Genomic DNA, 24213 nt, shown 5'->3' on the forward strand with positions numbered 1-24213 from the left:
ATGACGACCGACGACTTCGCCACGCGCGCGAAAGCCCTCGACGAAGCCGACCCGCTGCGCGACTACCCGGGCCGCTTCCTCGGCAGCGACGATCCCGAGATCGTCGCCTACCTCGACGGCAACTCGCTGGGCAGGCCGACGAGGGCGAGCGCCGACCGCCTCGCCGAGTTCGTCACCGAGGCGTGGGGCGGCAGACTCATCCGGGGCTGGGACGAACAGTGGTACGAGCTGCCGTTGACGATCGGCGATCGGATCGGCGCCACGGTGCTGGGCGCGGCCGCCGGGCAGACCACCATCGGCGATTCCACCACCGTGCTGCTCTACAAGCTGGCCCGGGGCGCGCTCGCACTGCGGCCCGGCCGCACCGAGATCGTGCTCGACCGCGACAACTTCCCCACCGATCGGTACCTGCTCGAATCGATCGCGGCCGATCTCGGACTGCGACTGCGCTGGATAGAACCGGAATTCATCGGCGGGGTCACCGCCGGCGAACTGGCACAGGTCGTTTCCGAACGCACCGCACTGGTCGTGCTCAGTCACGTCGCCTATCGATCCGGCTATCTGCTGGACGCGCCCGCGATCACGGCCGTCACCCACGACGCGGGTGCACTGCTGCTGCTCGACCTGTGCCACTCGGTGGGCGCGGTACCGCTCGAACTCGACTCGTGGGGTATCGATTTCGCCGTCGGCTGCACCTACAAGTACCTCAACGGCGGCCCCGGCGCACCGGCGTTCGGCTATGTCCACAGCACGCATCTCGCTGACTTCCGCCAGCCCATCTGGGGTTGGATGGGCCGCGAAAACCCCTTCGCGATGGCGCAGGGCTACCGGCCCGCACCCGGTATCCGGCGGTTGATCAGCGGGACGCCCGCGATCATCGGCATGCTGCCGATCCAGGACATGCTCGACCTGATCGAGGCGGCCGGCATGCCCGCAGTGCGCGCGAAATCGCTGGCACTCACCGATTTCGCGCTCGACCTTGCGCACGCGTGGCTGGTGCCGTTGGGTGTAACGGTGTCCTCACCAGCAGATCCGGCCCGCCGCGGCAGCCACGTGACGATCGATCACCCCCGTTTCCAGGAAGTCACGGCACGACTCTGGGAGCGCGGTGTCCTTCCCGATTTCCGTCCGCCGCACGGTATCCGGATCGGGCTGAGCCCACTCAGCACCACCTTCGCCGAAGTGCTCGCCGGAGTGTCGGCGATTCGCGATGAACTCACCGCACCCTGATCCCGCGACCGCCGGTGCCGTCCTCGACGACATCGACTCGCGGCCGGGCAGCGCCACCTCGCTCGCCCGGACGGTGCTCGGCGCCTACGTCCGTGATCTCGGCGGCTGGATCGCGATCGCCGATTTCGGCGCGCTGCTCACCCGGCTCGGCGTGCCGGAGCCGAGCACCAGGACGGCGGTCGCCCGCCTCAAGAGCAAGGGCGTGCTGGCGGCCGAATCCCGCGGCGGGCGTAGCGGTTACCGCGTCACCGCGGCCGCCGAGGCGATGTACCTGCGCGGCGATCCGCGCATCTTCGGCTTCCGGCAGATGGCCGATACCGATGCGTGGCATCTGATCTCGTTCGGTATTCCGGAAGCCGAGCGCGCCGCCCGGCACCAGCTGCGGCGGCGGCTGACCTCGATCGGTTGCGGCACCGTCTCGCCCGGGCTGTGGATCTGCCCGGAGTATCTGGCCGACGAGGTCACCGCCATCGTGCGCGCGCTCGGGCTCGACGCGTACGTGACCACCTTTCGCGCGGTGGATCTTTCGGTGCCCGGCCCACTGGCAGCGGTGGCGGCGCAGTGGTGGGATCTGCCCGCCCTCGCCGCGCGGTACCGCGCTTTCCTCGCCCGGCATCGCGGTCTGCTCGACCCGGCGGAGCTCGGCGACCGGGACGCCTTCGAACGGTTCGTGCCCGCGCTCGACGAATGGCGCGTGATCCCCTATCTCGATCCCGGTCTGCCGCAGCGGATGCTGCCCGCGCAGTGGCCGGGCCCGGCTGCAGTCCGGCTCTTCGCCGACGCGCAGCGCCGGTGCCTGGCGCCGAGCCGGCGCTGGGTCAAATCGATGGTGTCCTGAGGCTGCGCGCCGCGGCGGGCCGCCCCGGCTGTCCAGACCACCCAGTTTGTCGAGAGCACCCAGCGCTTTGGCACCCCACGCGGCGGCCATTGCGCCTCAACGGTTCCCGGGCGGGATGTTCTGGTTGAGATGGAACACGTTGTCCGGGTCGACCGCGCGCTTGAGCCGCACCAGTCGCTGCCACGCGGGTTCACCGTAGGCCTCCCGGATGCGATGCTCGCCTTCGTTGCCCAGATGGTTGACGTACCCGCCGCCCGCCGACCACGGGTGCATCGCCGCCCAGGTCGCCCGGGTCCAATGGCGATGGGCCGCACTGTCGTCGGTCGCGTCCGGCCAGACGGCGGCGACGGTGAGCAGCGCGGTGGCGGTGCGGAAGCGGAAGGCGGCGGACTCAGCGGGCGTGTCCGCGATCGCGCCACCCGCGATGCGCACCAGCAGCTGCGACATCGGCGAAGTGCTGTGTTCGGCTGCCGCGACCAAGCAGTCGACCGCCGTATCATCCAACGGGCCCAGCCATTCCGAGCGACCGTAGGCACAGCGTCCCGGTGCGGCGGCGTCGTCCACCATGGTTTGCAGCGCGGTGTAGGGCATCGGCCCGAACAGGTCGGCGAGCGGTGTGCCCGCCGTGCGCAGCGGCCGGACCAGCTCCTGTGCGGCAGCGAAATCGCCGGTGTGGCAGGCCGCCAGCGCCACTGCCGGTTTGCCGTGGAACTGCGGCGGTACGAACGGCGCGGACGGCGCGGTGATCAGCGCGGCGTTCAATCCGAGTTCGGGCGGGGCGGTCCGGGCCACGTCCAGGAACACCGAAAGCGGTTCCGCCGCCAGCGGATACAGCACCGCCCCGGCGAACATCGGCACCGGGATCGGATGCAGCCGCATCGTGAACCGCGTGACGACCCCGAAGTTCCCCCCGCCACCGCGCAGCCCCCACAACAGTTCCGGGTGAGTTTCCGCGGTCACCTCCACGATCTCGCCATCCGCCGTGACGAGCTGAGCGGCGATCAGGTTGTCGCAGCTGAGACCGTAACGACGGGACAGCCAGCCGATTCCGCCGCCGAGGGTCAGCCCGGCGACGCCGGTGTGTGAGACCTCGCCGCCGGGCACCGCCAGCCCGACCGCCTCGGCCGCCGCGTCCAGCTGTTGCCAGCGCACGCCGGGTTCGACGCGGGCGACTCGGGCACGCGGATCGATCTCGACTGCGCGCATCGCACTCAGGTCGATAACCAGCCCGCCCTCGCACGTGGACAGCCCGGAAAAGCTGTGCCCGCCGCCGCGCACCGCGATGGCCAGTTCGTGCCTGCGCCCGAACTGCACCGCCAGCGCGACGTCGGCCGCGCTCCGGCAGCGCGCGATGACGGCCGGGTATCGATCGATGGCGCCGTTCCAGAGCCGGCGCGCGGCGTGATAGTCCGGGTCGTCGGGCCGGATGAGAGTGCCGGTGAAGCCGGACAGCCCGGCGGCGTAGCTGGTCATACGAGAAAGCCTCGCCAGCCGGGCCGGGCGCGACCATCCCCGATTCCGGGGGTTCGGCACGGCCGCACCCCGGACGATACTGAGACCATGCCGGAGAAATCCCTGGACTGGGTGACCGCGGGCGTCGACCGCGTCTGCCGGACCGTGTCCGGCGCGGTCGAACTGGAGCGCGCCGTGACCGCGGTATTGCGCGAGGCTGTGCCCTTCGACGCGTGGTGCGTGCTGACCGTCGACCCCGGTTCGGTGCTGCCGACCGGCGGCTGCCATCGCAACGGACTCCCGCTCGAGTACATGGATGCGATGCTCGAGATCGAGGCGGGCGGTCAGGACGCGCTGGCGTTGCCGATCCTGGCCAGGGGCCCGCACCGGGCGATGACCTTGAGCGCGGCCACCGACGGGCACCCCGAGCGCAGCAGGCACTACCGGGAGATCCTGGTGCCGAGCGGGATGACCCGCGAGATGCGCATCCTCTTCGGCGACAAGGGCAACGTGTGGGGTGCGCTGGTGCTGTTCCGCGGCGCGGACGTCCCGGACTTCGCCACGGCCGACGCCGAACTCGCCGACGCGGCCACCACTTCGGTGGCCGACGCCATCCGCCGCGAGATGGTGCTCACCGAGATCGCCACCGAGGACGCGGTCACCGGGCCGGGGCTGTTGCTGTTGACGCCCGACCTGCATCCGGTCACCATGACCGCGGCGGCCGCGCACTGGCTGGCGCAGATCGACGACGGCGTCGACCCGGACCGCGAGATTCCGTTCTGCGTCATGACATTGGCGCATCAAGCGTGGTCTCGCCCCGGCCCGGCGCGGGCCAGGACCCGGGCCAGGAGCGGGCGCTGGATGACCTTGCACGCGGAGCGGCTACCGGGTGCCGCCGACCAACTCTCGGTGATCATCGAGGCCACCCGCCCGGTGGAGATCGCGGCACTGGTCGCCGACACCTACCGGCTCACCCCGCGCGAGCGGGACGTGGTCGGGCTGCTCGCCCGCGGCTATGCGCGGACCGAGATCGCCAAACTGCTCGCGTTGTCCGCGCACACCGTCGACGATCACGTCAAACGGATCTTCGGCAAGCTCGCGGTGCGCAGCCGGGCCGAACTGACCGCGAAACTGTTCTTCGACCAGCATGTTCCGCGCATGGAGCAGGAGATACCGGTCGGCAGCACCGGATGGTATCTGCGCTGACCGCTCAGGCGACCACGCGCGTGTAGGCGGACCGGATATGCGTTTCGGCGTCGGTGAGATAGTCGGCCAGCATCTGTTCGGCCACCGCACCACGACCGTCGAGCAGCGCGCGGTGGATCTCGTGATTACGCGCCAGATAGGGCTCGTGGAAGGTGAGCGGATCGGCCATCACGTGGAAGACCAGGCGCAGTTCGTTCCACACGCTCGACATCATCTGGTCGAGGCGCTTGCTGCGATTGAGCGCGGCGATCGCCTTGTGGAAATCGATGTCCGCGGTGCCGACCCCAGTCCAATCCTGTTCCGCGGCGCAGGCGTCGGCGCGCGCGAGCGCGGCCGCGAGCTCGTCGGATTCGGTTGCCGCGCGGTCGAATCCGCGGATCGCCGCGCACTCGACGATGCGCCGGCACTGGTACAGCTCGGCGACATCGTCGGAGGTGGGCACCCGGACGAAGGCGCCGCGGTTGAGTTCGTGGGTCACCAGCCGCTCTTCGATCAGCGAGCGGAAGGCCTCGCGCAGAGTATTGCGCGAAACACCGAGCGCGGCACAGATATCGGGCTCGGAAAGGCGGGAACCGGGCCGCAGTGAGCCGTCCAGGATGCTCGCGCGGACGATATCGGCGGTCTGTGAGCTGCGGCTGGACCGGGTCAGCAGACCTTTGTGTTCGGAAAGGGCCGTGTAGACGGGATCGGGCCGATCTACCGGTGTCGTCATCCAAACCTCCGCGGACCTGTGGCTTTGCCGTTCGAGCATAGCTCAGATCGCACCGCCAGCCGACGATCCGACTTTAGGATTGCAGAATCGTTCAACGATCCGTACTCTGCTGTGACGTAGGTCGCTCTCTTGAGCTAGAGATTTGTGAGGCAGCATGACCCTTTCCACCGACATTCCGGCGGACTCCGCCGGGACCTCGCAGCCGTTCGACTGGTTCCGCACCATGAGCGCCAAGGGCAAACGCGCCTTCCTCGGCGCGTTCGGCGGATATGGCTTGGACGCCTACGACTTCCAGGTGCTGCCGCTGGCGCTCGGCGCGATCACGTCGTACTTCGCCATCAGCTCCGGCAAGGCCGGGCTGCTCACCACCGTGACGCTGCTGGTGTCCGCGCTCGGCGGCGCGCTGGCGGGCGTGCTGGCCGACAAGATCGGGCGGGTACGAACACTGCAGTTGACCGTCGCGACCTACACCCTGTTCACCGTATTGTGCGGTTTCGCACCGAATTTCGAGACGTTGCTGGTGTTCCGGGCGTTCCAGGGCCTCGGCTTCGGCGGTGAATGGGCGGCCGGCGCGATCCTGGTCGCCGAGTACGCCCAGTCCAAATACCGGGGGCGGGCGGTGGCCTATGTGCAGAGCGCGTGGGCCGTGGGCTGGGGTCTGGCGGTGCTCGTCTACACCTTGGTCTTCCACTTCGTCGACGAGAATCTGGCCTGGCGGGTGCTGTTCTGGACCGGCGCACTGCCCGCGCTGCTGATCGTCTGGGTGCGGCGCAATCTGACCGATTCCGAAGCCGTGACCCAGCGCCGCGAATCGGCGGGCAAGCAGGCCGGATCGTTCTTCGCGATCTTCCGGCGCGACCTGCTGCGGACCACCCTGTTCGCCTCGCTGCTGGCCACCGGCGTGCAGGGCGGCTACTACACCCTCGCGACCTGGCTGCCGACCTACCTGAAGAAGAGCAGGCACCTGAATGTCGTTGGCACGGGCGGTTATCTGTTCCTGCTGATCGGCGGTGCGTTCCTCGGCTACGTCACCGGCGGCATCCTCGCCGACCGGCTCGGGCGCAAACGCACGATCCAGTTGTTCGCCGTGCTGTCACTGGCCTTCATGATCGCCTACATCCAGGTCCCCGAGGGGGCGAACACCCTGGTGCTGATCCTGGGCTTCCCACTCGGCTTCTGCACCGCGGCCATCTTCTCCAGCTTCGGGTCGTTCCTGTCCGAGCTGTATCCGACCGCGTCACGCGGCACCGGGCAGGGCTTCACCTACAACTTCGGGCGCGGCGTCGGCGCGATCTTCCCCACGGCCGTCGGGTTTCTGGCGTCCACCGCGTTCGGCCTGACCGGCGCGATGATGTTCGGCGCGCTCGGCTACCTGATCGCCGTGCTGGCACTGTTCGGCCTGCCGGAGACCCGTGGCCGCGAACTGGCCTGAGCGAGAAAGGATGTCGGTGACCACCGTGCCGCTGCGGATACTGCCCGCGGGTGACCGTTCGCTACTGGTCGCCCCCGAGGACCACGCCGACCTCGTCGCCTTCGTCGACCTGTTGCGGTGCGAATTGCCCGACGGGGTACGCGATGTGCTGCCCGCGGCGCAGACGGTGCTGGTCACCATGACCGACAGCGCGGACGGCCGGGCCGTGGAAAACAACCTGCGCCAACTGTTCCGGCGCGCGCAATCCCCCGAGCGAGCGGCGTCCGAGGCGCCGGTGCCCGCCGCGATCATCATCCCGGTCCGCTACGACGGACCGGACCTGGCCGCCGTCGCGGCACTGCTCGGCACCGACACCCGCGGGGTCGTCGAGGGCCATACGAAGGCGCAATGGCGTTGCGCCTTCGTGGGATTCGCGCCGGGTTTCGGTTATCTGGAAAGCACGGACACCGGGCTCGCGGTGCCGCGGCGGGCCGAGTCCCGCACCTCGGTGCCCGCGGGCTCGGTAGCATTGGCCGACGGGTACAGCGCCGTCTATCCGCGGCGCTCACCCGGCGGCTGGCAGATCATCGGCACCACCGACTTTCGCCTGTGGGACCTCACCCGGACCGAACCGTCCCTGTTACGTCCGGGCACCCGAGTCCGTTTCACCGAGGAGGCCGCCGCGTGAGTGCGGGACATGCCGCGTTACGGGTCGACGCCGCCGGGGCATTGAGCACCATCCAGGATCTGGGCCGGCCCGGCTGGTTCGCCATCGGCGTCGGCGTATCCGGTGCGGCCGACCGCGGTGCGCTGCAGCTGGCCAATCGGCTGGTCGGTAACCCCGAGCAGGCGGCGGGCATCGAAACTCTGCTCGGCGGACTGGAATTGACGACCCTCGCGCCGGTCCTGCTGGCGGTCACCGGCGCCGACGCGCCGATCACCGTGGACGGCGTACCGCAGGCGCGCGCCGCCGTGCTCGCGCTGGCGGCCGGTCAGCAGTTGAAGCTCGGCACGGCCACGGCGGGTCTGCGCACCTACGTCGCAGTGCGCGGCGGCATCGCGGCCGAACCGGTGCTCGGCTCGTGCAGCACGGACACACTGGCCGGGCTCGGGCCGGCGGCACTGACGGGCGGGACCGAGCTCGCGGTGGGCTCGGCGCGGACCTACCCGTGGCCGAATGTCGCTGTGGCACCGGTGCCTTCGCCCGACACCGCGACCGTCGAAGTCCGCGTGCTGCTGGGTCCGCGCGACGACTGGTTCACCGATCCACGGGCGCTGTGCACCGGCACCTGGGCGATGACCGACCGCGCCGATCGCGTCGGCGTGCGCCTGACCCGGGTGGGCGAGCATCCCCCGCTGACCCGGATCGACGACAAGGAACTGCCCACCGAGGGCATGGCGCTCGGCGCCATCCAGGTACAGCCGAGCGGCGAACCCGTCGTCTTCCTCGCCGACCACCCGATCACCGGCGGCTATCCGGTCGTCGGCACGGTCGTCAGCGCCGATGTGGACCTGCTGGCCCAGTTGCGGCCGGGCCAGCAGCTGCGGTTCCGGCTCGTCGCGCCCTGAGACTCGCCGGCCTGCTCGGACCCTCGGGCAATATCCGTGCATTTACGGTCACATATATGCACAGTGCACAGGGCGAAGTGGGCAAATACTGAGCGAGTGCGTAGTGACACCCAGATCACAGGTCGGGTGGAATGAGTGCTCGTTCGGTCGGTCGGGCACTCCCCTGGGTCCCGGTTGGCGGCCGCCGCGCGCGGTCCCTGGCTCAGGTGCCCATCAAAGCCCATGAGGAAGACGCAATGCTGCCCTGCTTTCGTTCCGCGACCTTCGCCCTCGGTCTCACCCTCGCTGCCGCGCTCGCCGTGACCGGGACGGCGACCGCCGCACCGGATGCGCCCGGAGATCCGGCGCCCACCTGGCCGAGCCGGCCGGACGAGAACCAATTCCCGCCGCTGCCCAGCGAAACCGATATCTACCGGTTCATCCCGGTGCCCATGCCGGGCGACGATCGGTGGTATGACGATCCCGCCGATCTCGGCGCCTACGCGAACGGCGACGTCATCCGCAAGCGCGTGGTGACGAGCTATCTGCTCGGCGTGCCGTGGCCGCCGGTGCACACCGAACAGATCCTCTACCGCAGCACCGACAGCCACGATCGGCCGATCACCACGGCGACCACCGTGCTGATCCCGGGCATCCCCTGGCTCGGGCCCACGCCGCGACCGGTCATCTCCTACCAGGAGGCGATCGACGGACTCGATCCGGCCTGCAATCCCTCGCACACGCTGCGCGCGGGCACCATGAAGGAAACCCAGCTGCTGCTGCAGTTCCTCGCCGAAGGCATGGCCGTGTCGGTGCCCGACTTCAACGGCAAGACCAGCACCACGCTCGCGCCGAGCGAAGGCCGGATGGTGCTCGACGGCGCCCGTGCAGTCCGCCGGGCCGGGCTCGGACTGGCGGACGCGCCGGTGGGGCTGTGGGGTTACTCCGGCGGTGGCAGCGCCACGGCCTGGGCGGCCGAGCTGCATCGCAGCTACGCCCCGGAACTGCCGGTCAAAGGCAGCGCCCAGGGTGGTGTGCCCGGCGACAAGCACGCGATGACGCAGTTCGCCATGGACGCGGGCCCCGGCATCGCGGGGCAGTCCGATTTCGTCGGCTGGATCTGGATCATCGGACTGTCCAGGGAATTCCCGGACGAGCTGCCGCTGGAAAAGTTCCTCACCCCCGACGGCCTGACCGTCGCCAACGACATCTCGCATCGCTGCCTCTACACCGCCGCGGCCACCGGAGCGTGGCGACCGCTGAAGAACTATCTGAAGGACCCGCAAGCCTTCCTCGACCCGGATGTCCAGTCGGTGCTGCATCGCGACAGCCTCGGCTACGGGGACACACCGGATGTGCCGATCGCCATCTGGCACTCCACCACCGATCCGATCATCCCGATCCCGTCGATCGAACCGGTCGTGCAGCGCTACTGCGCCGCGGGCGCCAACCTGCGCTTCTTCAGAGTTCCCGCCTCGGAACACATTTCGGCCGAACTCATCGGCTACGAACCCTCGCTGCTCTGGCTCACCGCGGTCGTCGCGGGCGCCGATCCCGGCCCGACCACCTGCTGACCCCCTGGTTTCCCGCAGCACAGCTCTAGCACGACCGTCCCAGTCAGTCGTATGATCGACTCGTTTCCGCTCGGCCCTGTAGACAGCAATGTAATTGCCACGCCGACAAGCGAATTCGTCGGATGGATACGTCCGAAGTGCTTGTCGCACCGGTCATTCGAGGACTTCGAGGAGAGCAACATGCGTACCGAAGGTGATACCTGGGACATCGTCAGCAGCGTGGGGATGACCGCGCTACAGGTCGCGGCCGCCCGCGCGATCGAGACCGGACGACCCGACGCCCTGATCCACGACGAATTCGCCGCGCTGTTCGTCGAGGCGGCCGGCGACCCGAACACGATCGCGCTGGTCCGGGACCCGCAGCGATGGCAGGGCACGCCGCTGATGGACGGGTACCTCGGCTTACGCAGCAAGTTCTTCGACGACCTGTTCCTGTCCGCCGGACAGGCGGGAGTCCGGCAGGCGGTGATCCTGGCCGCGGGGCTCGACGCGCGCGCCTACCGGCTGGACTGGCCGCAGGGTTCGACCGTCTTCGAGATCGACCAGCCGCAGGTGCTCGACTTCAAACGCCAGGTGCTCACCGCGGCCGGTGCCGTCCCCCGCGCGGAGCGCCGGGAAGTCGCCGTCGATCTCCGCGACGATTGGCCCGCCGCACTCCTGGCGGCCGGGTTCGATCCGGCCGTCCCCACCGTCTGGTCGGCCGAGGGACTGCTCCCCTACCTGCCGGGCGCGGCGCAGGACGCCCTGTTCAGCCGCATCGATCACCTGTCCGCACCGGGCAGCAGCCTGGCCACCGACACCTTCGACAGTGCGGTCGATCTCCAGCAGGTCACCGCCTACCAAGCCGAGCACCTGCGCGACACCGTCTACGACAAGATCGACTTCGGCGCGCTCTTCTACACCGACGACCGCGCCGACGCCGAAAGCTGGCTCACCGCACAGGGTTGGACCACCAGCGCACTGCGGCCCGAGCAGCTGGCCGACCTCTACCACCGGGACGCTCCGGTGCTGCCGGAACCGTTCAGTCAGATGATGGACGGCATCCGATACCTGAGCGCCCGCAAACCCGCCTGAGTAGTCACCGGCTGCGCGCGGGCGGTCGATTCATCGCCGGTCGGCCAGCACTGCGGCCCCGGCCCCGCGAGCAGCCCGGCCGCGGGGCGGCCGGTGGCGAGCAGCAGCAGCGCGCCCGCGGTGCCGTGCACCTGCGCTCCTGCACCCGCCGCCCACTCGACGTCGGTGGCGACCAGCCGCACGCCCGCCAACCGCTCGGCGATCCCGAACCGGCCTGCCGTCGCCCAGACCCGTTGCAGCGCAACCTTTGCCGCCGCCGCGGGCATCGGGTGCTCGATGCCCAGCGGTACGGCGACGTCCTGGGCGTGCACCAGCACGTCCAGCAGCCGGTCGGCGGGCACGGTGCTGATCGGGACGAACCGCGCGGGCACACTCGCGCGCAGTTCCGCGAGCAACTCCCGCGTCCCGACCCGGTCCGCGTGCCGGATCGCGACCTCACACAGCGCCCGGTCGGCATTGCCCCGGGCCCGGATCAGGTTCACCAGAATCCAGCCGAGATGTGCGCGGGTGGTCTGCACGACGTGCGCGACCACGTCGCGGACCCGCCACTGCGAGCACAGGGACTGGTGCTCCCATTGCTCCTCGGTGAGTCCCGTCAGCAGGTCCGCGAGTGCGGCCCGTTCGGCGGCGGTCGCCCGCCAAATGTCCTCGGTGGTCATGGATCCGGTGGGTGGCATCGGTAGGCCCTCTCGCTCGTGGTTGCACTACCTTAGGAACTCCAGCCGAGTGGAGGTGCAAGCTGCTGTGACCGAGGACACATCCACCCGGGTGGCCGGCATCGGCGAATTGGCCGAGCGGACCGGCGTTTCCGTGCGCACCATCCGGTTCTATTGCGACAGCGGCGTTCTCGACTACCGCCGGACCGGGGCCGGCCACCGGATCTTCGACCTGCCCGCCGCGATCGACCAATTGCTGCTGGTGCGCAGGCTGCGGGCGCTCGACGTGCCGCTGCCCACGATCGTGCGGGTGCTCGGCGGCGCCGAGTCCCTCGGCGCGGCGGCCGCGGTGGAGCGGGCGGCCGTCGAGGCCGAGCTCGACGCGTTGCGCTGGCGCCGGGCGGCCTTGCTCGCCATCGAGCACGCGTCTGCCGGCGAACACACCGAGCGCGTGGCTCTGCTTGCGGCAGCACATGATCGGGACACCGTGCTCGATACGCTGGTCGCGCTGTGGCGTCCCATCCTCGGTACCCTGCCCGGCGGACTGTTCGATTCGTTCATCGATATGCACGCGCCGCTACCGAGAGACCCGGAGCCGGGACACGTGCTCGCGTACGCCGAACTCAGCGCACTCGCGACCGACGCGCACGTCAAAACCGCGATGGCACACCAGATCTGGCGATCCAGCCGAGCGAACGTCGGCGATCGGCGACAGCTGGTGACGGCGGTGGCGCAGGCTTGCGAAGCGGCGGCACCGCTCGTCGCCGCGGCCGAACAGCCGCGCGCGGGAACCGTGCTCGACCAGTACGTGGCCGCGCACGCCGCTGCCCGCGGGCGCCGAGACACACCGCGCTTCCGCCGGGAACTGCTCGTCGGCGCGACTGACCCGGATCCCCGGTTACAGCGCTACTGGCGGCTCACCGCGCAGGTCACGGGCGTCACCGCCACGATCGGTGCGATCCACCACTGGATGTTCGACGCGCTGCGCTGCTCGGTGCGCACCGAGTAACTGAGCGGGCCGGACGATCCGGGTTCGGTGGGACGCGCTCAGCGATCGCGTCCCGCGGCGGGCGAGGTCTTGCGGTTGGTGCGGGCCCGGCGACGTGCCGCCTGCAGCTCGGCGAGTTCCTGCTCGAGGATCTCGGCGATGCGGAACTGGCCGGTGTCGTGGATCTCCGGGGTCGGCAGCGCATCCTTGGCATCGGCTGCCCCGCCGGACTTTTCGGTGTCCTGACGCTTGATCGCCGCCGTCGTCGCGGCGGCCGACTGTGCCGCGGCGGCCGGCTTCGTCACCGGGGTGGCCGGCTTGGCCGGGGTCACCTCCGGTGCGGCGGGCTTGACGGCGCCGTTCTTGGCGGCCGGGCTCGCCGATGCCGGCTTGGTCTCGGCCGTACGCTTCTCGGTGCTCGCCGCGGCGGGCTTGCTCTTCGCGGCGGGCAGCTCGGCGGACTTACCGTTCCTGGCCGACACCGTAGCCGTGACCTCGGTGCCGTTCGGCACCGTGCGGAGCTCGGGATCGCCTGCGGTGCGACCGTTCTCGGCCGTGGCCGAGAACGCGGTGGCGCTGTCGGCCTCGACGAGCTTGTCCAGCGCGGCGAGCTTCTCGTAGGTCGAGGTCGCCTCGAACGCGGTCGCGCCGCGGAACGCCGAGCCCGACACGGCGGGCTTCTTCTCGGTGACGGCGTCGTCGTCCTGCACCACGACATCGATCTCCGGATCGACGACGGCGGTACTCGGGCCGGCGCCCAACTCCGCCAGCGGATCCGGCTCCGGCTCCACGGTGAGTTCGGCGATCGCGCTCGCCGCCATCACGTCCGAGGTCCGGCGGTCCATCCGGTAGCTGGCGATCGGCGGCAGCGTGCGCCGGATCTGCTCGGCCGGATCCGGCAGATCGCGGACCTGCTCGGTGGCCCGGTGGATCGCGAGACCGTAGCGGGCGCTGGCCGCGTCGTGAATCAGCAGTGCCACACCGATCATCACGGGCGCGACGGCATGCACGGCGGCGTCGTACCACTGCTCCGCGCGCACGTACGGGTAGGTGTTCAGGGTGACGGTCAGCGACAGCAGCGCGACCTCGGCGGCGACGACCTGCTTGCGGTTGTCGACGATGCCCCATTCGGCCACCTTGTTGGTGCCGATCATGATGATGATCAAGCAGACGCTGATCATCGCCTCCAGCAGATAGCTGAACCAGAACAGCGGATCGTCGGCCCCGCCGGGCGCGATGTTCTGCTGCACGTTCACTGCCGACCACAGCATGCCCGCGCCGACGACGCCCGCCAGGGCGCGCAGCGACCAGGACCGATGCCGGTACAGCGAGGCCAGTTTGGCATGCGGGCTCGACTCACGGCGCTGTGACGCAATGGCCTTGCGGGCCATCAGGAGATCTCGCATGTCGGCCTTTTCGATGGCTTCGGTGGTCTGCCTGGCGCGGTCGGCCGCCGACGCGGCGGCCTGAGCCTCTTTCCAGCGCTGACCACGATCCTGGCCGCGAATCCGCTCGGCCAGCTCGCGTTCCGCCTGCAGCTCGTCCTCGGACAGCGCTTCGGTCAACGCGGGATCGAATTGGTATGCCAGCCGGCCACGAGCCTTTTCGACCCGCTTCGCCAGCTGCGTGACCTCGTCCTCGATGGGATGCTGGATGGTCATTTAGGCTCCAGGAGGAGATTCGATGGCAGACAAGTGATCACGCGGGAGAAGGCTACATCGCATTTCCGGACGACGCACCGTTGCCAGCGAAAAGTGTCGATTTGCCGGGTGAATGCGGCGTGCCGCGACACGGTTTTCGCCGGTGCGCATACCAGACTGAACGGTTCACGATGACCGTGTCGCGGGCACGACGCGCCGAAACGCCCGATGTTCGCTACGGGGTTTCTGGGCCGCGCGGACGCGGCCGGGCAATGCCTCACTCGTTCGGGCGCGTCGCGGCTTCGACCACGAAACTCGCTGCGGTCGTGGCGCTCCCGCCGATGTTGAGGGTGGCGAATCGACGTGCGTCCGGCACTTGATAATCTCCTGCCTGCCCGGTCACCTGCTTGTACGCGTCGAGCACCATACGCACCCCGGTCGCCCCCACCGGATGGCCACCCCCGATCAATCCGCCACCCGGGTTGACAGCGATCCTGCCGTTTCGCCCGATTTCGCCCGTTTCCACCGCTTTCCAGCTCTCCCCAGGCCCCGTGATACCGAGATGATCGATCGCCATGTACTCCGACATGGCGAAGCAGTCGTGTACCTCGACACCGTCCACGGCGTCGATGGCAGGCAAGCCGGCGCGCCCCAGCGCGTCCAGGACGGTCGTGCGCACATGCGGGAAGACATACGGGTCGTCCGCCGCGACCCGCAGCTTCCCCGCCAGCGACAGCCCGGCCGTGCGGTGCCCCCAGCCGGTGATCACCGCGCGGCGTCCGGACCGTAAATCGGTGCGCCGCGCCAGGAATCGGTCCGACACCACGACGACGGCCGCGGCCCCGTCGGTCATCTGGCTGCAATCCTGGCGGCGCAACCGGCCCGCCACCCGCGGGTTCGCCGTGTCGTCGGCGGCGAAGCTGTCCCGGGCGTAGGTCCAGTTCCTGGTCTGCGCGGCCGGGTTGGCGCGGGCGTTGGTGATGTTGAGTTCGCTGATCGCGCGCAGATGCGCGTCGTCGAGGCCGTAGCGGCGGTCGTATTCGTCGGCGAGGGCGGCAAACATGGTCGGCCACACGAACTTCGCGTCCTGCGCCTCGTGGCCCACCCAGGCCGCCGCCCCCAGGTAGCCCGCCGCCTGCTCCCCCGGCACGGTCTTCTCCAGCTCGGCGCCGAGCACCAGCGCGCAGTCGTAGCGGCCCGCCGCCAGGTCGGCCATCGCGGCCAGCAGCGCCATACTGCCCGAGGCACAGGCGGCTTCGTGCCTGCTCGCCGGTACACCCCACAACTCGGGACAGACGGTGGCGGGCATGGCGCCGAGCTGGCCCTGCCCGGTGAACAGCTGCCCGAAGGCATTACCGACGTGGATCACCTCGATCTCGTCCGGCCCGACGCCGGTGGCCTCGAAGGTGGGGGCGAGCACCGCCGCGACGAGCGCGTCGAAGCCGCGGCCGGACCGATGCCAGTTGACCGCGAAATCGGTCTGGCTGCCGCCGAGTAGGTGAATGGTGCTGGTGGACATGAGTACTCCGGTCTCTCGTGCGGGTCTGGGGTGGCGCGGGGACCCGGTCAGGTCTCGACGCCGTTGCCCCGCAGCGTCTCCCGCAGCTCGCGCCGCAGCAGCTTGCCGACCGGGTTGCGCGGCAGCGCCTCGGCCAGCTCCAGCCGCTCGGGCAGCTTGAACGAGGCCACCTCGCGCTCGCGCAGATGCTCGACCAGATCGGCCAGCGTGACCGTGGTACCGGGTGCCGGAACCACGAAGACGCAGCACTTCTCGCCGAGTACCGCGTCGGGGTAGCCGACGACCGCGACATCGGCGACGGCCGGATGATCGGCCAGCAGACCCTCGATCTCGGCGGGCGCGATGTTCATTCCGCCGCGGATGATGATCTCCTTGATCCGGTCCACGAACCGCAGATACCGGCCGTCGACGCCGCACAGCTCGAAGACGTCTCCGCTGCACAGGAAACCGTCCTCGTCGAACGGCTCGCTCGTCGCGGTACCGGGCAGGTAGCCGCCGAACACCGCGGGCCCGGCCAGCCGCAGTTCACCGGTGCCGCCGATGGCGGTCACCGCGGCGCCGGTGCCGACATCGACGAGCTTCACCGTCGTGCTCCGCGCGAGCCGGGTGGCCCAGCGCACGCCGGGCGCGCCGTAGCGCGGCAGATGCTGTGCGCGAGTGAGCGGATCGGGGATGTCGTCGGGCGCGCCCAGCAGGCAGACGCCCTCGTTGGAGCCGAAGAAATTCAGCACCTCGATGCCGAGTTCGTCCCGCCAGCCCCGCACCACGCTCGGCGGCAACGGCGCGCCGCCGGAGCCGACCCGTTGCAACGAGCTGAGATCGGCGGAGGCGCGCAAGGTCTCGTTGTGCAGCAGCATCGTCAGCAGCGCGGGCGGCATGCTGGTGTGCGTCACCCGATGCCGCGCGATCTGGCCGAGGAACACGGGCAGGTCCAGCGGCTGGTGCTGCACCAGGTGCCCGCCGACGAGCAGCCATGGCAGAAACGACGCCGCGAAACCCGCCATGTTGACCATCGGAAAGGGGTTGAGCAGCACCGATTCCGGGGTGAGACACAGCCCGTCCTGCACGCCCCACGCCATGGCGAGCCAGTCGCCGTGACAGCGCGGCACTCCCTTCGGCGCGGCCTCGGTGCCACTGGTCCAGCAGACGGTGACTCGATCGTTGACCGAGACCGCCAGCCCGCGCACATAGAACCGCAGCCGTTCGCGGTCCGCCGCGGCCACCGGGGCGTCCAGCGGGATCGCCCCGTCCGGCACGCCGGGGCCGAAGGCGAACACGGTGTCCGCCACTTCCAGTGCGTCCCCGGCCAGTTCGCGGCCGGACAACGCCCCCGCCGTGATCACCGCGGTGGCGCCGGCGGCGGCGACGATGCCGGACAGCTCGTGGCGGCGGAACGAGGCGGGCATCGGTGTCGCGATCGCGCCGAGCCGCCACAGCGCGAAATAGGTGGCGGTCAACGCGATCGAATTCGGCAGCTGCACCGCCACCGTGTCGCCCTGCCGAATCCCGTTGCGGTACAGCAGTGCCGCCAGATCGGTGCTGTGCTCGTCCAATGCGCGCCACGAGAGGGTGCGCGGCGACGCGCCGGTCAGCGCCGCGAGATCGGCCGGATCGGAGATCGCCGGCGCCTCCGGTGCCGCCTCGACCCGCTGCCGGAGCAGGTCGGGCAGCGTTTCCGGCTGCCACCAACCCCGGGCTAGAAACTCGCGGACCTTGTCCGCGGGATGGCAGGTGGGCACGTCCGTGCCGGCGCCGGTATCGGTTGCGGTGGTGGACGACTCGGGCATGGGCGTTCCTTCAGCGGAGAAGCCGCAGCACCAGGGCGGAGCCGAGCCCCAGTGCGGCGGGAATGGCGACGAGTGCGTGTTCGCCACCCGTACGAGTGAGCGCGTCGAGCGCCTGGACGATCAGGTTGCCGCCCGTCGCGCCGAGCGGATGCCCGACCGCGAGGGCACCGCCGGCCGGATTGACCCGCGCCGGATCCACGCCCAGCTCCCGGGTGAGCAGAATGGGTGTGACGGCAAAGGATTCGTTGATCTCGAGCACGTCGAGATCGGCGGCGGCGAGCCCGGCCCGGTCGAGCGCCAGCCGGGCGGCGGTGCTCGGCGCGGTGAGCAGCGGCGAACGCACGGCCGTCTGCGCGCTGCCGGCGATCTGGGCGAGCGGCGGTCTGCCGAGCCGTTGCTCCGCCCGCCTGCTGCCGATGACCAGCGCGGACGCGCCGTCGGCCAGCTGTGGCGCGGTCGCGATGGTGTGCAGGCCGTCGGCCGGATGGGGTGCGCCGGGCAGGCGGCGCGCCACCCGCTGCCACGCCGGATCGGCACCGAACAGGGCGGGCAGCGCCGCGAAGGCCGCGGTGCTCGCATCGGCCCGCGCGCCCTCGTCGGCGGCGAGCAGCACCGTCCCACCCTTGCGTACCGGCACCACCGACCCGGAAGTTGTTGCGGCCGTTGCTCGTTGATGCGACGACACCGCGTACTCGTCGAGTTCGGCGCGGGTGATGCCCGCGGTGGCCGCGGTGAGATCGGCCGAGACACCGATCGTCACGAAGCCCGTGCGCTCCCCCAGGTCGGCGTCGGTGGCGATGGCGGGCCGATCCGCCAGCATCGGCACCCGGGACATCGATTCGACACCACCTGCGACGATGAGGTCCGCGTACCCCGCGGCAACGCGCGCCGCGGCGCTCTCGATCGCATCCAGCCCGGAGCAGCACAGCCGCGACGCCACCCCGCCGGGCACCCGGTCCGGCCAGCCCGCCCACAGCGCCGCCGCACGCGCGAGGTCGCCGCCCTGCTCCCCCATCACCGTGCTGATCCCCAGCACGATGTCGTCCACGGAATCCGGTGACAGCGAACGGCTTTCGAGTGCGCTCAACAGCTGACCGAACAGCTCGCAGGGCGGCACCTCCGCGAGCGTGCCCCCGCCTTTGCGCACCCGGCCGCGCGGCAGGCGGACAGCGTCGTAAACGTAAGCGCCGGACGGTGTGTCAGGCATGGTGGATCCTTGCGAGGGTTGCCAGCGTGTGCTGGGCGGCGAGGTCCGCCGCCGACGTGGCGGGAACGATGACGACTTCGTCCGCGCCCGCGGCGCGATAGGCGGCGACACGGTGGCGCAGTGCGGTCTCGTCGCCGAAAATGCCCACGGCGGCGGGTAATTCGTCCGGGACGGCCGCGAACACGTCACGGGGGTGCGCGCCGGCGTGCGCGAGCCGGACCAGATCGCCGAAACCCGCTTCGGCGAACATCGCGTCGTAGCCGGGTGCGCGCAGGTAGCCCACTACGCCGCGGCGGACGGTGGCGAGGATGTCCGCGGACGGGTCCGCGGCGGCGGTGACCCACACCGAGAGCGCCGGATCGGGCAGGCCCGCCCGGCGCGCGGCGGCGCGCACGGATTCGGCACAGCGCGAGACCTGTTCCGGCGTCACGAGATTCAGCACCACCCGGTCGGCGGAGCGGGCCGCGGCGGCCAGCGCGCGGGGTCCGAAGGCGGCGACGGTGATCGACGAGGACGGTGCGGCCAGGCGCAGCCGATATCCCGACGTGCGCTCGACCGTGCCGGCGAAGTCGACCTTCTTTCCCGTGAGCAGGCCGCGCAGGATCTGCGCCGACTCCGCCAGATGCGCTGCGGTGCCGCGTCTTTCCCGGCCGTGCCAGCCGCGCACCACGACGGTGCTGGAACTGCCGATGGCGACGTCGACGGCACGGCCGGTGAGCGCGGCCACGCTCGCGACACCCATGGCGATCGTCGCGGGGGTGCGCACGTCGACGGCGAGCGGTCCGATACACAGCGGCATCCGGCCCGGCGCGAGGCCGATCGCGGTGGCCAGCGCGAACGCGTCGAACGTCGCCATCTCCCCGACCCACAACCGGTCGAAGCCGAGGCGTTCGGCGGCCGCGGCGACGGCGAGCGCGTCCAGCGGATCCCGATCCTGCCAATACGGCAGGCTCACACTCAGTGCTGGACGATCCGTCGCGCTCACCACGCCACCTGCCCCGTATCGCCCGGTGCCGCACCGATCACCCAGCAGCGAATCCTCGAATTCAGTGGCATACAAATAGATTCAGGCCGCAGACCGCGCCCCTCGGCGCTCACCGCGCTCACTCGACCGGCTGGGCGGCCGCACGCATGCGCTCGCCGCTGACCCAGGTGGCATGAAATCCCAGCGGCACCCGGACCGGCAGGCCCAGCCGACAGACCGGACCGGCCGCGAGATCGGCGGCATGGTAGATCCACACCTCCGACAGCCGGGTATGGCTGTTGAACGCGAACATCGTCAGCCAGGCGTCGTCCTCGTCGACGGCGTCCACGCGCGGCACCACGGTGAGTTCGCTACCGAAGAACCCGTCGCCGAACGGCTGGGTCTGCTTGGCGCCGGTGCGCACGTCGTACTTGATGACGGCGTCGAACAGCATGGTGCGGTCCACCGAGAGCCGCATCTGATACGACCAGCGGCCGCGCTGACCGGTGCGGCCCTGATCGATGGCCGGGAACTCGGTGTTGACGTCGTCCATCGGCTCTTCGACGGTGGCGCCGGTGCGCAGATCGAACCGGTAACGATGCAGTTTCGCCTCGGGACGCAGGTACGCGAGCAACTGGGCCAGCGGGTTCGCCCGATCGGAGACGGGACTCGGCTTCGACACCCGGCAGACCACCAGAACGATTTCCTCGCCCTCCTCCCACGCGTTGACCGTGTGATAGATGTAGCCCGGCGCGGCCTCGAACCACCGCGCCCGCGCCCCGTCGCCGCGCCGGGGCAGCACCGCGAAGCGGCTCGGCAGCGTGCGATCGAAGAAGAGCTTGAAACGCCCCGCCGCGGCGGCCCGGGGATCGTTGTAGAGCGGCAAATCCATGAGGATCGAATAGTTTTCGGTGATCGCCATGTCATGCGGCAGCCGTGGGCCCGGCAGCTCCAGTCCGGTGTAGTGGGTGACCACACCGGACGGATCGGCGACGCCGTAGCGCAGGTACGGCGCGTGGATGCCGTAGTCGAAGAAGATGAATTCTTCAGTGCGCTCATCGACTTTCGCGTGTGCGGAGACCTCACCGGGCAGCGTGCCGCCGAAGGTGTCGGTGCCGCGGGTCTCGAGGCTGATCGGGTCCAGCGCATAGGGTTTGCCGGCGCGGTACCAGAGCGACAGCAGGTTGCCGTGATGGAAGACCACATCGGTGTTGGCGGAGTTGCGTTCGCGGCGATCGCCGGGCGGGTTGTCGTCCCATGGCTCGATCACGCCCCGCCACAACGCCGTTCCCGCCGCCCGCTCGGCCTCGAACTCGCCGGTGCGGATGTAGCGGTTGCGGTAGGTGGCTCTGCCGTGCTCGAAATGCACGGCGTGCAGCATGCCGTCGCCGTCGAACCAGTGGTAGCGGCCGAGCGGCGCGAATTGCGGGTTGGGCCCGTTGCGCACGTAGACGCCGTCGAGGTCGGCCGGGAGTTCGCCGTGCAAGACCGTGAGCTCGGTCGCGGTGATCTCGTCCGCGGTGGGCGCGTACGGCCCCTCCAGATAGGGATTGGTCAGCGCCTGCGCCGCCGGGGCGATGAGTTCTTCGTTCAGCGTCATGAGGCGCGTATCCCTTCACTACAGTTATTGAAGTGATACGCGTCTCATCGTCGGGTGTCAAGAGCGGCTGGGGCCTACCTCACGCGAACGGGTCGAGCACCGCTTGCGGCACCGGTTCGAAGCGCACGTCGGTGCGCGCGAGCGTGGCATCGCAGCCGCGGCAGCGCAGCGCGGGACGCAGCCGCGCACCGCACCCGCGATGCCGGATCCGCAGCCCCGGTTCGGCCGCGCCGGGATGCGCCGACTCCGACCAGGCGAGCAGGAAGGCGAAGACCGGGAACAACGCCCGGCCACGCGGTGTCAGCCGGTACACGCGGCCGGCCCCGTCGCCGGATCGGTACAGGATCTCGGCCGCGCACAGCCGCGACAAACGCTCGGTCAAGGTGGTCGGCGACATGTTCATGGCCGCGCGGAAGTCGCCGAACCGCCGCACACCGGCGAGTGCGAGACCGGTCACCGTGGCACTCCACCGGTCGCCGATGGCGACCATCACCTCGTCGAACCGCATATCCGGCCGGGCCGGCAGCGGCGTGCGCCCACGGCGCCGGCCGCTGGAAGTGAAGCGCCACAGCGCATCGTCACCGAGTGTCACCTCGGTGTCGCGCGCGGTCACCGTGTGCCCGCAGCCGCGGCACAGCAAGACCGGCGGCCCGCGATGCCCGCACTCGTCGTGCACCAACTCGGGATGCAGTGCACCCGCGGCGGTCCATTCGCGCTGCCAGCCCCACACCGAGACCAGGATCTCCCAGGTCGCCATGCCGAGGTCGGTCAGCAGATAGTCGAACCGGTCCGGCGCGCCCGGCTGTGGCACGCGCACGAACACACCGGCGTCGACGAGCGCGCCGAGCCGCGCGGTGAGCACCGCCGGCGCCGCACCGGTGCGTTCGATCCACTGGTTGAAACGGCGGGTGTGGTCGACGAAGGCGTGACGCAGGACGGTCAGCGTCAAGCGGTCGCCGAGCAGGTCGAAGGTGGCAGCGACGGGATGCACGGCGGGCGATGCCGCCTCGCTCGGGTCCACAGCCATCTGCATTCCCTTCCCGGTCGCCGAGTTGCACTTCGTTAACTGTAGTTGATGTGGTCCGGGGTCAGGGAACGACGACCGACTCCAGCTCGAGGTCGATCGCCAAACGCGCGAGCATGGCCCGGAACTCCTCGGCCGGATACTGCGCACTCTCGGTGACCAGGCCGCGCACGGTACCGGCGCCCGGGGTGGTGAGCGGGCGGATGCGATCCACCACGCCCTCGATCGGATCGAACAGGCGCAGTTCGGGCCGTGCGCGCTCGAAGTAGTCGCGCAACCACGGCAGGTGCGTGCTGGAGAGCGTGATCGCCTCGATCCCGGGGTGCGCGGCGAGCAACTCGTCCAGGAACGCGCCGATCACCGTCGCGGTGTGCTCGCGCCGGAACAGGAAGTCGCCGCTCTCCACCAACTCGACCAGTGCCGACGCGTTCACCGCATGCACCCGCGACAATGCCGGACCCGCTTCCGCGCGAAGGAATTCCGCGAGCTCGGCGCTCTGCACCAGCGAACGCACGCCGAGTACCGCGACCGCACCGCCCGCCGCCAGCGCCGCGCGCACCGGCGGGCGCACACCGAAGATCGGCACCGTGCTGCGCAGCTCGTCGAGGATGGTCACCGAGGGCGCGTTGGAGGCCAGCAGGATTGCGCTCGGGTCGTAGCTACCGAGGAAGCGCACCGCCCGGTCGACCACCGCGAGCAGCTCCGCGCGGTCCTTCGCGCCGTAGGGAAAGCTGGCCCGGTCGGCGAGGTAGACGATGTCGCGGTCGGGCAGCCGCTGATGCAGCAGAGCCACCGCCGAATAGCTGCCGAGCCCGGCGTCGAAGACGGCGATCGGCCTGTGCAGTGCGGTCATGCGCCGATCATGCCCGGTTCCGGGTCGTCCGCCGCGACCGGCCGGTGCGGCGATACTCACCGTGCGGCGCGCGGGGGCGACTGAGAGACTCGCCGGGTGACCGATTCTCGTGATGTGGATACGAAACGGCTCGCCGCGGCCTCGCTGGCGCAGGACGACCCGACGGGCTGGTTCGAGCAGCTGTACGTCGCGGCCGCGGACGGCGCCGCGATCGTGCCGTGGGACGCGGCGGACCCGAACGCGCTGCTGGTCGACTGGCTGGAGCGGCACGAGCGGGCCGACGGCGGGATGCGGGCCCTGGTGGTCGGCTGCGGATTGGGCCGCGACGCCGAGCACCTGGCCGGGCTCGGTTTCCGGACCACCGCCTTCGACATCTCCGCCACCGCGATAAAGACTGCGCGCGAACGGTTTCCGACATCGCAGGTGGACTACGCGGTGGCCGACCTGCTGGCGCCGCCCGCGGCCTGGGCGGGCGCGTTCGACCTGGTCGTCGAATCGATCACGGTGCAGTCGATGCCGGTGTCGGTGCGCGCCGCGGCGACCGCGAACGTCGCGGCGATGGTGGCGCCCGGCGGTGATCTGCTGGTGATCGCCGGAATCCGGGCCGACGACGAAGTGGTGGACGGTCCGCCCTGGCCGCTCACCCGCGCCGAGATCGACGCCTTCGCCGGTGCCGGCCTGCGCTCGGTGAAGGTCGAGCAGGTGGCGCCCGCCGGGCGGCCGGATTTCGTCCGATGGCGTGCGGTGTTCCGACGCGACTGACGCAGCGGCCGCGGTGACAGGTGGGGCGGCCGGCCCGCGGCGACGACAGGTGGGGCGGCCGGCCCGCGGCGACGACAGGCGGAGCGGGCGACCCGCGACAGCGACAGGCAGGGCGGGCGACCCGCGACAGCGACAGGCAGGGCGGGCGACCCGCGACAGCGACAGGCA

At 70.3% G+C, this 24213-nt stretch carries 21 protein-coding genes; 10 read left to right on the plus strand and 11 right to left on the minus strand.

Annotated features, from left to right (window positions below):
- A complete protein-coding gene (locus TY25_RS33410) occupies window positions 1-1230 on the plus strand; it encodes a kynureninase (protein WP_042262962.1) in 1230 nt (409 codons plus the stop codon).
- On the plus strand, window positions 1211-2068 hold the full coding sequence (locus TY25_RS33415) for a PaaX family transcriptional regulator (protein ID WP_042262965.1): 858 nt from the start codon (window positions 1211-1213) through the stop codon (window positions 2066-2068). The genes TY25_RS33410 and TY25_RS33415 overlap by 20 nt, the downstream gene beginning before the upstream one ends.
- Window positions 2069-2164: 96 nt before the next feature.
- Here the strand turns inward: TY25_RS33415 and TY25_RS43305 are convergent, their stop codons facing one another.
- A complete protein-coding gene (locus TY25_RS43305; protein ID WP_042262967.1) occupies window positions 2165-3541 on the minus strand; it encodes an FAD-binding oxidoreductase in 1377 nt (458 codons plus the stop codon).
- Between the two features lie 87 nt (window positions 3542-3628).
- Here TY25_RS43305 and TY25_RS33425 point away from each other — a divergent pair, with 87 nt between their 5' ends.
- Window positions 3629-4726: a LuxR C-terminal-related transcriptional regulator gene (locus TY25_RS33425; protein ID WP_042262969.1), complete on the plus strand. Its 1098-nt coding sequence runs from the start codon at window positions 3629-3631 to the stop codon at window positions 4724-4726.
- Window positions 4727-4730: 4 nt separating this feature from the next.
- Here the strand turns inward: TY25_RS33425 and TY25_RS33430 are convergent, their stop codons facing one another.
- Window positions 4731-5438, minus strand: a complete 708-nt coding sequence (locus tag TY25_RS33430; protein ID WP_042262971.1) for a GntR family transcriptional regulator — start codon at window positions 5436-5438, stop codon at window positions 4731-4733.
- A 154-nt stretch (window positions 5439-5592) separates the two neighbouring features.
- Between TY25_RS33430 and TY25_RS33435 the strand changes: the two genes are divergently transcribed.
- From TY25_RS33435 to TY25_RS33455, 5 genes are all read left to right on the plus strand, one after another.
- The gene (locus TY25_RS33435) at window positions 5593-6870 is read left to right on the plus strand and encodes an MFS transporter (protein WP_081869260.1); all 1278 of its coding nucleotides are present in this window, start codon (window positions 5593-5595) and stop codon (window positions 6868-6870) included.
- Window positions 6871-6880: 10 nt separating this feature from the next.
- The gene (locus TY25_RS33440; protein ID WP_042262974.1) at window positions 6881-7537 is read left to right on the plus strand and encodes a 5-oxoprolinase subunit B family protein; all 657 of its coding nucleotides are present in this window, start codon (window positions 6881-6883) and stop codon (window positions 7535-7537) included.
- The gene (locus tag TY25_RS33445) at window positions 7534-8418 is read left to right on the plus strand and encodes a 5-oxoprolinase subunit C family protein (RefSeq protein WP_042262975.1); all 885 of its coding nucleotides are present in this window, start codon (window positions 7534-7536) and stop codon (window positions 8416-8418) included. Before TY25_RS33440 ends, TY25_RS33445 begins: the two co-directional genes overlap by 4 nt.
- A gap of 236 nt (window positions 8419-8654) precedes the next feature.
- Window positions 8655-9971: a lipase family protein gene (locus tag TY25_RS33450; RefSeq protein ID WP_042262979.1), complete on the plus strand. Its 1317-nt coding sequence runs from the start codon at window positions 8655-8657 to the stop codon at window positions 9969-9971.
- A gap of 180 nt (window positions 9972-10151) precedes the next feature.
- Entirely contained in the window at window positions 10152-11045 is an 894-nt protein-coding gene (locus TY25_RS33455) for an SAM-dependent methyltransferase (RefSeq protein ID WP_042263119.1), read from the plus strand.
- Here TY25_RS33455 and TY25_RS33460 read toward each other — a convergent pair.
- Complete coding sequence (locus TY25_RS33460) at window positions 10997-11704, minus strand: maleylpyruvate isomerase family mycothiol-dependent enzyme (protein ID WP_063602782.1); 708 nt, start codon at window positions 11702-11704, stop codon at window positions 10997-10999. The two genes, TY25_RS33455 and TY25_RS33460, sit on opposite strands and share 49 nt — an antisense overlap.
- An 85-nt stretch (window positions 11705-11789) precedes the next feature.
- Here TY25_RS33460 and TY25_RS33465 point away from each other — a divergent pair, with 85 nt between their 5' ends.
- Window positions 11790-12710, plus strand: coding sequence for a MerR family transcriptional regulator (locus TY25_RS33465; RefSeq protein ID WP_042262982.1), 921 nt, complete (start codon window positions 11790-11792; stop codon window positions 12708-12710).
- Window positions 12711-12748: 38 nt separating this feature from the next.
- Here TY25_RS33465 and TY25_RS33470 read toward each other — a convergent pair whose 3' ends face one another.
- From TY25_RS33470 to TY25_RS33505, 8 genes are all read right to left on the minus strand, one after another.
- A complete protein-coding gene (locus TY25_RS33470; RefSeq protein WP_042262983.1) occupies window positions 12749-14350 on the minus strand; it encodes a hypothetical protein in 1602 nt (533 codons plus the stop codon).
- A gap of 256 nt (window positions 14351-14606) precedes the next feature.
- Complete coding sequence (locus TY25_RS33475; protein WP_042262985.1) at window positions 14607-15848, minus strand: acetyl-CoA acetyltransferase; 1242 nt, start codon at window positions 15846-15848, stop codon at window positions 14607-14609.
- 47 nt (window positions 15849-15895) lie between these two features.
- Window positions 15896-17635: a class I adenylate-forming enzyme family protein gene (locus TY25_RS33480; protein ID WP_042262988.1), complete on the minus strand. Its 1740-nt coding sequence runs from the start codon at window positions 17633-17635 to the stop codon at window positions 15896-15898.
- 10 nt (window positions 17636-17645) lie between these two features.
- Window positions 17646-18842, minus strand: coding sequence for a thiolase family protein (locus tag TY25_RS33485; RefSeq protein ID WP_042262990.1), 1197 nt, complete (start codon window positions 18840-18842; stop codon window positions 17646-17648).
- On the minus strand, window positions 18835-19827 hold the full coding sequence (locus TY25_RS33490; protein ID WP_042263123.1) for an LLM class F420-dependent oxidoreductase: 993 nt from the start codon (window positions 19825-19827) through the stop codon (window positions 18835-18837). Before TY25_RS33490 ends, TY25_RS33485 begins: the two co-directional genes overlap by 8 nt.
- 118 nt (window positions 19828-19945) lie before the next feature.
- On the minus strand, window positions 19946-21406 hold the full coding sequence (locus TY25_RS33495; protein WP_042262992.1) for a carotenoid oxygenase family protein: 1461 nt from the start codon (window positions 21404-21406) through the stop codon (window positions 19946-19948).
- Window positions 21407-21485: 79 nt separating this feature from the next.
- Window positions 21486-22433 (minus strand): winged helix-turn-helix transcriptional regulator, encoded by a 948-nt coding sequence (locus TY25_RS33500; RefSeq protein ID WP_226887411.1) that lies wholly within the window; start codon window positions 22431-22433, stop codon window positions 21486-21488.
- Window positions 22434-22494: 61 nt separating this feature from the next.
- A complete protein-coding gene (locus TY25_RS33505; protein WP_042262995.1) occupies window positions 22495-23283 on the minus strand; it encodes a glutamate racemase in 789 nt (262 codons plus the stop codon).
- A gap of 96 nt (window positions 23284-23379) precedes the next feature.
- Between TY25_RS33505 and TY25_RS33510 the strand changes: the two genes are divergently transcribed.
- Complete coding sequence (locus tag TY25_RS33510; protein ID WP_042262997.1) at window positions 23380-24045, plus strand: class I SAM-dependent methyltransferase; 666 nt, start codon at window positions 23380-23382, stop codon at window positions 24043-24045.
- Window positions 24046-24213 lie beyond the last annotated feature (168 nt).

It is taken from the genome of Nocardia brasiliensis NBRC 14402 (assembly GCF_000308475.2).
Lineage (GTDB): Bacteria > Actinomycetota > Actinomycetes > Mycobacteriales > Mycobacteriaceae > Nocardia > Nocardia brasiliensis.